The sequence below is a fragment of the Pseudomonas proteolytica genome, from assembly GCF_007858275.1.
Classification (GTDB): Bacteria; Pseudomonadota; Gammaproteobacteria; order Pseudomonadales; family Pseudomonadaceae; genus Aquipseudomonas; species Aquipseudomonas proteolytica.
Genome location: NZ_VFEV01000043.1, coordinates 45,259 through 55,798, shown reverse-complemented (window position 1 = coordinate 55,798; position 10,540 = coordinate 45,259). Strand labels below are relative to the sequence as shown.

The 10,540-nt window shown below is 57.6% G+C and carries 11 protein-coding genes and 1 tRNA gene; 5 read left to right on the top strand and 7 right to left on the bottom strand.

Going from position 1 to position 10,540, the window contains the following annotated elements; genetic code table 11:
• Window positions 1-114: 114 nt before the first annotated feature.
• The 4 genes from FIV38_RS25225 to FIV38_RS25210 form a co-directional block, all read right to left on the bottom strand.
• Window positions 115-786, bottom strand: coding sequence for a FimD/PapC N-terminal domain-containing protein (locus tag FIV38_RS25225; protein WP_139273578.1), 672 nt, complete (start codon window positions 784-786; stop codon window positions 115-117).
• 48 nt (window positions 787-834) lie between these two features.
• Window positions 835-1,524 (bottom strand): fimbrial biogenesis chaperone, encoded by a 690-nt coding sequence (locus FIV38_RS25220; RefSeq protein ID WP_070994968.1) that lies wholly within the window; start codon window positions 1,522-1,524, stop codon window positions 835-837.
• Between the two features lie 53 nt (window positions 1,525-1,577).
• The gene (locus FIV38_RS25215; protein ID WP_235861035.1) at window positions 1,578-2,114 is read right to left on the bottom strand and encodes a fimbrial protein; all 537 of its coding nucleotides are present in this window, start codon (window positions 2,112-2,114) and stop codon (window positions 1,578-1,580) included.
• Window positions 2,115-2,417: 303 nt separating this feature from the next.
• Window positions 2,418-4,478 carry a TonB-dependent receptor gene (locus FIV38_RS25210; protein WP_092236149.1) on the bottom strand — a complete coding sequence of 687 codons (2,061 nt, stop codon included), beginning with the start codon at window positions 4,476-4,478 and terminating at the stop codon, window positions 2,418-2,420.
• Between the two features lie 250 nt (window positions 4,479-4,728).
• On the opposite strand from FIV38_RS25210, the gene FIV38_RS25205 reads away from it, so the two are divergent.
• On the top strand, window positions 4,729-5,949 hold the full coding sequence (locus FIV38_RS25205) for a multidrug effflux MFS transporter (RefSeq protein ID WP_092236146.1): 1,221 nt from the start codon (window positions 4,729-4,731) through the stop codon (window positions 5,947-5,949).
• Window positions 5,950-5,964: 15 nt separating this feature from the next.
• Window positions 5,965-6,576, top strand: a complete 612-nt coding sequence (locus FIV38_RS25200) for a TetR/AcrR family transcriptional regulator (RefSeq protein ID WP_092236143.1) — start codon at window positions 5,965-5,967, stop codon at window positions 6,574-6,576.
• Window positions 6,577-6,761: 185 nt separating this feature from the next.
• On the opposite strand, the gene FIV38_RS25195 is transcribed toward FIV38_RS25200, so the two are convergent.
• Window positions 6,762-7,115, bottom strand: coding sequence for a hypothetical protein (locus FIV38_RS25195; RefSeq protein ID WP_029295077.1), 354 nt, complete (start codon window positions 7,113-7,115; stop codon window positions 6,762-6,764).
• Window positions 7,116-7,418: 303 nt separating this feature from the next.
• Here FIV38_RS25195 and FIV38_RS25190 point away from each other — a divergent pair.
• Both FIV38_RS25190 and FIV38_RS25185 read left to right on the top strand, forming a co-directional pair.
• Window positions 7,419-7,505 (top strand) — tRNA-Leu (locus FIV38_RS25190).
• Window positions 7,506-7,671: 166 nt separating this feature from the next.
• Window positions 7,672-7,881, top strand: a complete 210-nt coding sequence (locus FIV38_RS25185; protein WP_092236140.1) for a hypothetical protein — start codon at window positions 7,672-7,674, stop codon at window positions 7,879-7,881.
• Between the two features lie 16 nt (window positions 7,882-7,897).
• On the opposite strand, the gene umuC is transcribed toward FIV38_RS25185, so the two are convergent.
• Both umuC and FIV38_RS25175 read right to left on the bottom strand, forming a co-directional pair.
• Window positions 7,898-9,172 (bottom strand): translesion error-prone DNA polymerase V subunit UmuC, encoded by a 1,275-nt coding sequence (gene umuC / locus FIV38_RS25180; RefSeq protein WP_092236137.1) that lies wholly within the window; start codon window positions 9,170-9,172, stop codon window positions 7,898-7,900.
• Window positions 9,165-9,590 carry a LexA family protein gene (locus FIV38_RS25175; RefSeq protein WP_092236134.1) on the bottom strand — a complete coding sequence of 142 codons (426 nt, stop codon included), beginning with the start codon at window positions 9,588-9,590 and terminating at the stop codon, window positions 9,165-9,167. Before FIV38_RS25175 ends, umuC begins: the two co-directional genes overlap by 8 nt.
• Window positions 9,591-9,691: 101 nt before the next feature.
• Here FIV38_RS25175 and FIV38_RS25170 point away from each other — a divergent pair, with 101 nt between their 5' ends.
• Complete coding sequence (locus FIV38_RS25170) at window positions 9,692-10,369, top strand: SOS response-associated peptidase family protein (protein ID WP_092236131.1); 678 nt, start codon at window positions 9,692-9,694, stop codon at window positions 10,367-10,369.
• Window positions 10,370-10,540 lie beyond the last annotated feature (171 nt).

Here is a 10,540-nt window from a genome sequence, read left to right as displayed (position 1 = left end):
AACATTTCCATGCTGATCACCCTGTGTTCTCCTGCTCAAAAAGTGAGCAGAAGCAGTTGAACACCTGGGTCAGTTTTCAGTCGGCAGAACAGCCTCTACTGGGTCAGTTTTCGGTCAGCGGCAACAGGTCTCTGCCCACGTCGCGATGTTACGCCACTGCGTACCTGCTTCAGGTTGCCGATCAACCGTAGAATCATTGCGCAGACGCCATGGCCCCAGGTTGATGCCACTGTTGACGCTGGCGAAATAGTAATCCGCCTTGGCATTGGTTCCGTTGAAGCGGTTACGGCTTTGGGTGCCATTGAGGTTGTAGTTCAGATAGCCAGCGTTGATGCCCTGGTCGTACAGCTTCGTAGACACCGCCCCCTGCGGACGTGCGATCAGATGGGTCTGCGGAACATACAGGTCAAGGCGGTGAACCCCGGCATCAATCGCCATTTTCACCTCGCCCATGGTACTCACCAAGTCATAACAACCTGGCTGCTCATTGGCCACTGGCAACCGCACGCCGTACTCGCGGTAATCCTCCATGCTCAGGCATGGGGCAACTGCCGAGTCCTTCTCGCGACGGGCAAACGTCAGTTCACGTTGATCGATCTGCTGGTCGTTAAGATAAATATCAAACAAGTAAGTGCCGGGCAGAATGTCATCGCCGGCAGCCAACTGGCTGACCATTTCAACCGCGGCATCACCCCGTATAAAAGAGGCATTATATTGCTCTTGCGCAGCGGAAATTTTGCTCAGTAACAGACAAGTCAAACATAACCCCGCCTGACGACCGGCCACACTTATGCGCGTTGAGATAAACACCACGACCACTACCTCATGACAGACTTAACGATCGAGCCTAATGTCTTTGATTTCGGTGTGACCACCGTAGTCATTGATAAAACTGAATGAAAGTTCGCGGGCCATTCGGCATGCGGGCGGCAATGCAATACGCAAGTTGCCCAGAGGCATCAACATGTCACCATTGAGGGAACACCCGAGCTGACCGTTTTTCGCGAAGTTCAGAGTCCCCAGAGTGACATGGGCCGGCCCGTTGTTAGTCACCACGACGCCGTCACCGTGCCGCTGCCACTTAAGGGCTTGCGCCTGCTTGTACAAATCAATCTTCAGGGCTGCTGGGCGGTAGAACAGCTTGATCCGTGTGCGAATGGCAACCTGCAACACGTTCTCCACTTTCGGTGCCGGTGGTATCTCCTGAACATTAATCCAGAACAACGACTCTTTATCTTGCGGCAAGCCCTGGCCGGAGTAGATAAACCGCAGGACAGCCTCCTTTTTCGAAGCCAACTTTAAGATGGGCGGCGTTACCACTATTGGCAACCCTTTGGGATTTTGCGTTGAATCACCAGTATCCAACCAGCTTTGCACCATATAGGTATCGTCACTGTCGTTTTTAATCGACAGCGAGGAAGACTGATTGCCACCGTTATAAATTACGCGTGTTGCATCAACCTGGATGCCAGCATAAGCGCTCATCGAAAACATAAGCAGGGGAAAACAAGTTAAAACTTTCATAACAACTACTCATGATGACGATGAGCCTTTCACGCCCCATCAGGATCAGCGATTTACTTGTATTGAATGGTAAACGTGGCGTTGGAGTTAGCCTGGCCCGCTGTCACTACATCCTGGAATGAGCGGTAACGGGCCCGCAGGTTGAATGTCGCAGCCCCCGGGCTGGTGCCGGTGGCCGCAATGGTGACACTGGCCGGGGCAGCCACGTCCTGGGTGATGGGGACGATGGCGCTGTTGTTATCGAGAATTTCCACGCCTACGCCCTTCGCGCCCCCAGTAACAGCCAGCAGGTCCGGATTACCGGTCGGGGTATTGCCGTCAAAACGCAGGGAGTAGTCACCGGCCTCGCATTTTTCCAGGCTGATGGTGAACGCCTTGGCGCCACTGGTTGCACCGGTCTTGGGGAAGGCACTGGTCGGGTATTTGCCCAAGACCACGGTTTTGGTTTGATCACCGGAAACAACCGCGCAGGTCGACTGGACAATCTCCCCTGTGAAATTCACGGTGCCGTTGGCAGCGCTAGCAGTCTGCAGCGAGCCGGCAATCAACAGGCCGGCCATTGGCAATAACACTTTGCTTAAAGTTTTCAAGGTGGGGCTCCGCTTTCTCTATGAACAAGGCCTCTTGCGCAGGTCGTTGTGTGTCAACACCGTGACTTGTCGCAGGAGCTTTCTTTGCCTGGAGAATGCTAAACACCACCGATCGGGCAGCCCACGGAACGCTTCCGACAAAAGTCTCGGAAATTTCCTTGCCGCCCTGCTGAAAAGAGAACGCATGGGCGAAATTGCATCGCCCACTGATCGATGCACGCGTCGGAACTTTGTATGTGCTGAAAAAACAGGCTACGCCGTCGATCCCTGAGGGAGTGAGGGAGTAGCCTGTCTTCCTTGTCACTACATGTCGTAGCGCAACACCAGCCCAACCGTACGTGGCGCTCCCACATCGACGATATCGCCGCTGCGGTTGTTGGTGATGTACTCCTTGTCAAAAGCGTTTTTCACGAAGCCGGAAACCGCGACATTCTTGGTGACTTTGTACTCGGTGTTGAAGTTGACCAGCCAGTAGCTGTCGCTCCGGCGCTCGCCCGTGACCTGGCCTGCGGTATCGAACTCATACTCCGAGGGCGCGGTGCTCTGGTACACCAGGTCGGTGTTCAGGGTCAGGCGGTCATTCCAACGGTAGATGCCACCCAGGGACAGTTTGTACTTGGGTGAATAAAGGAAGTCCTCGCCGCTCATATCGCGACCATCACCTGTCACAAAGTCCTTGTACTTGCCCGCGGTGATAGAGCCACCCGCCGTCAGGGTCAACTGCTCGCCGAGGTCTTTTTCGACAAATACTTCCAGGCCCTTGATATCGCTGCTGCCGGCGTTGAACACCTGGACGAAGTCGGTGTTGCGCTCGAGCGCGCTGACCTGCTGGTCTTTCCAGTCGGTGTAGTACAGGTTGGCGCGGGTGCGCAGGGTCTTGTCGAAGAACGAGCCACGGTAGGACAGCTCGTAGTTGGTGGTGTATTCCGGGTCATAACCTTCGTGGCCGCCACCGGCACGCACGTTGACGCCGCCACCGCGATAGCCCTTCTGCACCATCACGCCCAGGTACTGGTTGGCGGCCAGTTCATAGTCCAGGCCCAGTTTCGGCAGGAGCGCATCAAACGACTTGCTGAGCTTGCCGGGGCTGGAGAAATCGTCTTGCTTGATATCGGTGTCGTTGGTTTCGTGGTCGTAGCGCAGGCCGGTGATCAAGGTCCAGCGTGGGGCGAATGTCCAGTTGATTTCACCAAACACGGCCTTGCTTTCAATGGTCGTATCGCCCTTGGCGGTACCGAACAGAAGGTTGTTGAACAACAGGCGGTCGTGGAAGTTGTTGGTGTTGTGGCCGTAGTAGGCACCGACAAAACTCTTCACCGTATCGCCGCTGTAGTTCAGGCGCAGTTCCTGGCTGAACAGGTCGCCGTCCTGTTTGCGCAATACCACTTGGTTGGCGTCGGCCGACTGGTCGAAATCCAGGCGCGCGTCGTAGTCCGAGCGGGTATTGGCGGTCAGGCTGGTCAGCGACCAGTTGTCGTCCAGGCGATAGTCCACCTTGGCGCTGAGCGTGTCCTGCTCAAGCTTGTCATAGGCCTTGGTGTTGGAGGTCATCTTGTAATAACGGATCTTGTCGTTCTGGCGCATCGCCGAGTTATCGCCCTTGCGGCTTTCACTGTGGGCGTAAGTCAGCAGCACATCCAGGTCATCGTTGGGCAGGATCAACAGCTTGCCCCGGGCATTGCCGGTGCGTGTGGGGTTGGCGTCGTCATGCAGGGCGATGTTGTCGATATAGCCGTCACCCTCTTGGTAATCCACGGCAATACGCCCGGCGATCTTGTCATCGACCAACGCTCCGCCACCGGCCACTGCCGCACCGCGCTCGCCATAGCTGCCCATGTTGGTGCGTGCGGAAAAACTCGGCTCGAAGGTGGGGTTGCGGGTCTGGATCACCACCGCACCGGCCAGGGAGTTACGGCCCTGGGTGGTGGATTGCGGGCCGAGGAACACTTCGACCTGGTCGACGTCCCACAGCGGCATCGGGCTGAGGGTCAGGGCGCGGTTGGGTTGCACGGCGCCGTCGACAAATACCGAAACCGCACCGTTAAGCGTGGCGGGCCCCTGGTCGTCGAAACCGGACACGGGCACGCCGCGAATACCCCAGTTTTCGTTGCCGGACTGGTTGTACACACCTGGCGTACGCGCGAATACGTCCACCAGGTCACGGTCCTGCTTTTCACGCAGTTGCTGGTCGGTGACCACCACCACGCTCGACTGGGTCTGCTCCAGGCTGCGGTTGATCTTTTCACCGGTGACGGTGATCGGTGCAATCTCCAGCGCGCTCGCAGGTTCTGCGGCCCACGCACCGTTGCACAGGTAGATTGCCGAGCCAACAGCCACTGCCATTGTCGTTTTCTTGAAATTCACGTCCTGCTCCCTACGCCGTTTTTTTTGTTTGTTCTAATGCCCAGAACGCTGCTCGTGCACAGCTGGCGGGAGTCTAATCCAATCAAAAAACTAAAGAAACATAATTGATAACAACTCTCATTCGCTCGCTCGGATTGCACTGTGCATGTGCAAATCCTCCCGAATACTGGGACGTTGACCGATTTAAGAGGTGTCGCTATTATGCGAAAACCTACCGACCGGTAGGCTGTTTTTTTTCGTTGGAGACGCTATGAATTCGCAACCCACCCACAGGGTCGCCCTGAGGCTGGCTATTGGCCTGGGACTGATCGGCGCCCTTGGCCCTTCGGCTGTCGATATGTACCTGTCGAGCCTTCCCGAAATTGCCCGCGAATATCAGAGCAGCTTCGCCAGCGTGCAGTTGACCCTGACGTTCTTCCTCCTGGCCATGGGTGCCGGCCAGATGATCTTCGGGCCCATCGTCGACGCCTACGGGCGCCGCCGGCCCCTGCTGGCCGGCCTTGTGGTGTTTACCTTGTGCTCATTGGGCGCCGCATGGGCGCCGACACTTGAGACATTGATCGCCCTGCGCTTCGTGCAGGGGCTTGGCAGCGCCCTGACGCTGGTGGTGATCATGAGCATGGTGCGGGACGTCAGCGAAGGCGTGGCGGCGGCCAAGCTCTTCGCATTGCTGATGACCATCGAGGGCGTCGCGCCCATCTTCGCCCCGGCACTGGGCGGGGTTATCGACACTCACTACGGCTGGCGTGCGGTGATGCTGGTGCTCGCTGCATTTGGCCTGGCGGTGCTGGGCAACAGCTGGCTGTCGCTGCCGGAAACCCTGCCCGCCAGCCAACGCGAGCCGTTGCGCCTGGGCGCCGCCTGCCGCACGTACCTGACGATCGCCAGAGACCGACACTTCTTGCGTCCGACCCTGGCCGTGGCCGCAGTTTTCTTCTTTCTGTTTGCCTACATCGGCGGTGCGACACTGGTCTACCAGCAGACCTACGGCCTGAGCCCGCAAGCCTTTGGCATGCTGTTCGGCGTCACCGGGGTAGCCATCCTGATCGGGGCAATGAGCGCCGGGAAACTGGTCAGCCGGCTTGGCTTGGGCCGCCTGTCACTGATCGGCGTGTGTTGCATGGCCGCTGGCTCGGCAATCGCGCTGGCATCCACCCTGACCTACGTGGGTCTGCCCGGTATAGTGGCGGGCATGGCCCTTGCCCTGTTTGGCCTGGGCATCGCCGAGTCCACGCTGATGTCACTGGTGATGTCCTCGCAAAAGCGCGCACTGGGCTCCACCGCTGCACTGCTGGGCGCATTCCAACTGTCCGTTTCCGCCAGCGCAACGCCACTGTCGGCATTGGCGCTGACCTATGGACCGGTGGCTTGGACCGCACTGCTGCTGGCCAGTGCATTGCTGACCTGCCTGCTGACGACAATCAGCCTCCCCCGGGGAGCGGGCGAAACCTTTGACCTGGCCGGGCACTGATTAAGGAAGAACCACATGACAGCCACCATCCTGACCTCGGCTGCCGAACGCATCGCGTATCTGGCACTGGACCAATTTGCCGAGCATGGCTACGACGCCGCCTCGCTGAATGATATCGCCGTGCGCGCAGGCATCAAAAAGGCCTCGCTGTACGCACATTTTGCGAGCAAGGATGCGCTGTACGTGGTCGCACTCGAACTCGCACTGCGCGCCGAACTGGACTACGTGCAAAGCCAATTTGCGAAAAACTCTCGATCGATCAAGGCCCCCGGCGAGGTCTACATCGACAACCTGCAACGCCGGTACAACCAGCATGAATCCCTGCGCTTTTTGCTCAGGGCCGCCTTTTACCCACCGACGCCACTGAGGCACGTGGTCATGTCCGGGTTCAATGACTACATGGCCACGATCCGCAGTCACTTCCAGAAAGGGTTACTTAAAGCCTGTCCAGGCGTAGAGGACCAGGCCAGTGAAGTGCTGGCAGAGGCCTATCTGGTGACGATCGACAGCCTGCATGTCGAGCTGACCTATGGTGACGCAAAAGCCTATTCCCGCCGCCTGGATGCACTGCAGCGGCTGTCGCGGGCGGTCGGGTACGAGGAGATTATTCGGCGATTACACGGGTAAATGCCGGGCTGGGCTTGGCGAACATCTCGCACAAGCCCTCTCGCTTTACTTGCTCACCCGCCGATCTCTTTCAATGCGTATCGAATGACACTGGGGGCACAACAGCCCCAGCCGCACCCTACGCGTGAAGCGATGCTCGCACTTCTTGCAGCGGAAAAAATAGGGCGGCCTGTCGACAAAACCGCTCATGACTGTTTCTTTTTCAGGACCATTTTTCCGGCCTCGAAAGAGATCTCCTCATACCCCTTGAACAGGGCAATGATCAGCCCGAGCCCCAATGACGCGGCTGTAATAATGGCCGCGACTTCAAGCCCAGTCAGCGTGGCGATAGGCACAGCCGCTGCCATCGAAAGACCACCCGTAAAGGGCACAGCCGCCAATGCAGTGGCCAACAGCCCAACCGTGATCGTCCCCGCTACCGCGATCTTCTTGGACGATTTGAGCTTGTTCGCTAGCTCACCTTCTACCGTGATCTGCTCGTACCCGGCATTTTTGGCAGATTCAAGTTCCGTTTTAGTCCTCACCGTGATGACGCGCATGCCACTTTTCCTATTCGAGTGCTATAAACGTGAATGATCGCACATTGCCATGCTTTAAACTGCGGCTACCGGACCAGCCAGGTACCAGGCTGGTGGACGAGCCGGCGAGTCGCCCGCCCTCACCCGCAAATGTAGATCACTGATATAGCGAGCTTTTTTTCAAAGCTTGCACACACGATCAAGCAGAAAAAGACCGCACGCAAACTTGCGCCAAGGTGCCTTGATCTATATATTCCCTAGCCTGCTGCACCGCTCAAGCGCTTTGCCAGGCAAAGCCCCACTGAGTTGCTTCATCGCGCTGCCGCCCGAATGGCGAAACTGGTAGACGCATGGGACTTAAAATCCCCCGCTCGTAAGGGCGTCCCGGTTCGATTCCGGGTTCGGGCACCATAGATATCAAGGGCTTGCGTGAGATACCTCACGCAGGCCCTTATCTTTTCTGTTCCGCAATTTTACAAGCTGTTCCGCAATTCTCTCCCCGGCGTCCTGCCGACCGAACACAATCCACCACCAAGCAACCCAACTGCTACGCTGTTCACTCCAAGGAGGAACACCGATGCCGAACTCTGACCTGCTCCCTTCCCTGCTTTCCAAAATCAACGAAAACCAGCTCGCCCTTGAAGCAGCCATCATGGAACTTACGAACTGGGTTGAGCAGCAAGGCGGCACCGAAATCGCCGACAACGTTCGCGGAGCGCTGGACGCCATCGACCGGAATGAGGAGTTCATAAAGCTGACACTAGCCGTACTCATGACTCCTGACTGATCGTCGGATACCGTCGCTACTTACAAGCCACCGACCACAGCTGATCAAGCCTCGTCGTAAAACTCTGGCTCATCATTTCCCGACGCATTCCCCAGTCGGGGTTCATCGGCACACTGGCAGACCGCAGCGTTCCCTTTCCCCACCGCCCATTGATCTGGTCCAGCACCCTCATTACCCTGGTAGCCTGCGCAGGCTGCGACACGGTGAATAGATCGTCGGTGTACTCGCCTGGCCGGCAAAGGTTGAGCAGCATCACCTCGGCCTTGTTGTATTTAAAGCCTGGCCGGTAGATATGGTCCACCGCATCAACCGCAGCCTTCGTGAGTAGGCGCACGTCGTCGGTTGGATAAGGCAGATCGACTACAACCCCGTTCGCATACTTGGCCTCTTCCGGGTTGAACATGCCGGTACGGATGCAGACACGGACCTTCTTGCATAGCGAACCCTGAGCCCGGAGCTTTTCAGAGGCCCGCATCATGTAGGTGGCCAGCGCCTCCTTGATCGGCGGCAACTCGGTCAGGCGCTTACCGAACATCCGACTGCAACAAATCTCCTGCTTCGGCGGGTCGGGCTCGTCCAGCTCCAGGCAAGACGTGCCGGCCAACTCCCGGGCAGTCTTCTCAATCACGATGCTGAACTTCTTGCGCAGCGCCCACGGGTCAGCCTTGGCCAGGTCCATGGCCGTCTTGATGCCAAGTGCGTCGAGGTGGAGTTTCATTTTTCGACCGACACCCCACACCTCGGCCACGTCGGTATTGCGCAGCACCCAGGCGCGCTTGGCCGGATCGGTGATGTTCACCACTCCACCGGTCTGGGACTGCAGCCGCTTCGCCGTGTGGTTGGCAAGCTTGGCCAGCGTTTTCGTAGTTGCGATGCCTACGCCAACTGGAATGCCGGTAACGCGCAGCACCTGGGCCCGAATATTTCGCCCGAGGGCATCCAGACCATCGATGCCAGTCAAGTCAGCAAATGCTTCATCGATACTGTAGATCTCGACCGCAGGCACCATGCTCTCGATCACGGTCATTACCCGCTCGCTCATATCCCCATACAGGGCGTAATTTGAAGAAAACGGCACAATACCGTGCTGCTTGAGCTTGTGCTTGATCTGGAAATAGGGCTCGCCCATTTTGATAAAAGGCTTCGCGTCGTAGCTGCGGGCGATAACACAGCCATCGTTATTGCTGAGAACTACGATGGGCACCTTGGCCAGGTCAGGACGGAAGACGCGCTCGCAGCTCGCATAGAAGCTGTTGCAGTCGATCAGCGCGAACACAGGCTGCTTAGACATGGCTGCGCACGGTGTTGGTTATCACCCCCCAGATTGAGAGCTCATCGCCTTCCAGGATGTAGCGAGCCGGATACTTCGGGTTTTCCGATAGCAGAATGACCTCTTTCCCTCGCTTGCACAGGCGCTTACAGATAGGGTCGTTGTTAAGCAAAGCCACAACGATATGCCCGTGGACTGGCTCAATCGAGCGATCCACGACTGCGAGGTCACCTTCAAAGATGCCCGCCCCCTGCATGCTCTCGCCGGTGATAGCGATCAAGTAAACGTGGGGAGCCCTGATATTTAGAACCTCATCCAATGAGATGTGCTGCTCGATGTGGTCGGCCGCCGGCGACGGGAATCCGGCCGGCACGCGGAAAGAGCAAAATGGCAGCTTCGTGCCGCCTTCGGATATCGGACCTAAAATGGTAAAGCTCATAGAGCAGCCTTTTACAAATACTGTATAGACGTACAGTTAACTTTGCAGCCGGCTTGCGGTCAATTTTTCTGTAGGGGATTTCGACAGACGGAGAGGTGCGTATGTGCGGGAGGATTTCGCAGTACAGCGGTATTCAAGAGTATGTGTCCACGCTGAGCATGACCGGCACCCTGGTGAACTCCGTAGGTGAGGCACCACTTGAGCGTTACAACGTGGCGCCCACAACCCAAGTCGCCCTGCTCCACCTGCAGGATGAAACCTTGCACGCAGACCTGGTGCGGTGGGGTTGGCGGCCGCATTGGGCCAAGGATAGAGCAGCCCCGATCAACGCCCGCGTGGAGAAAGTGGCCCACGGGCCATTCTTCAGGGCGATCTGGCCGCACCGGGCAATCACGCCCGTGGACAACTGGTTTGAATGGGTTGATGAAGGCGGGCCTAAGAAACAGCCCTACCTGATCCGCCGGCGGGATGGCGCGCCAGTGCTGTGCGCGGCCATAGGCCAGCTACCCGACGCAGATGAAGGCCAAGGCGAGCATGACGGTTTTGTCATCATCACCGCCGACAGCGCCGGCGGCATGGTGGACATCCACGACCGGCGGCCCGTGGTGCTAACGCCGGAGTTGGCCAGGGAATGGCTGGACCCGGCCACGCCCAAGGAGCGTGCCGAGCAGATGGTGTTGCACCAGGGCGAGCCGGCCGAGGCTTTCGAATGGTTTAAAGTCAACACGGCCGTGGGCAACGTTCGAAACAAAGGGCCAGAGCTGATACAGCTAACGTGATCATTTGCTGAAAAACCACATGACGAAGATCACAGAGGCAACCCAGCTAAGCGTGAGAAAGAATGAAAGACCTGCCAACTGCTTGTCCATAAGAGCCTGTCAGTTTTAATGAAAAATTGCTGTCCTGAACATCCAAGCCAAAAGCGTAGCCCATCATCCTCAATGCGCAAT

What these genes read in the sequence shown, in the direction of transcription:
- FIV38_RS25170 (WP_092236131.1), top strand. Translation starts at nt 9,692, where the DNA reads ATGTGCGGGAGGATTTCGCAGTACAGCGGTATTCAAGAGTATGTGTCC.
- FIV38_RS25220 (WP_070994968.1), bottom strand. Translation starts at nt 1,524, where the DNA reads ATGAAAGTTTTAACTTGTTTTCCCCTGCTTATGTTTTCGATGAGCGCT.
- FIV38_RS25205 (WP_092236146.1), top strand. Translation starts at nt 4,729, where the DNA reads ATGAATTCGCAACCCACCCACAGGGTCGCCCTGAGGCTGGCTATTGGC.
- FIV38_RS25185 (WP_092236140.1), top strand. Translation starts at nt 7,672, where the DNA reads ATGCCGAACTCTGACCTGCTCCCTTCCCTGCTTTCCAAAATCAACGAA.
- FIV38_RS25175 (WP_092236134.1), bottom strand. Translation starts at nt 9,590, where the DNA reads ATGAGCTTTACCATTTTAGGTCCGATATCCGAAGGCGGCACGAAGCTG.
- FIV38_RS25195 (WP_029295077.1), bottom strand. Translation starts at nt 7,115, where the DNA reads ATGCGCGTCATCACGGTGAGGACTAAAACGGAACTTGAATCTGCCAAA.
- FIV38_RS25200 (WP_092236143.1), top strand. Translation starts at nt 5,965, where the DNA reads ATGACAGCCACCATCCTGACCTCGGCTGCCGAACGCATCGCGTATCTG.
- umuC (WP_092236137.1), bottom strand. Translation starts at nt 9,172, where the DNA reads ATGTCTAAGCAGCCTGTGTTCGCGCTGATCGACTGCAACAGCTTCTAT.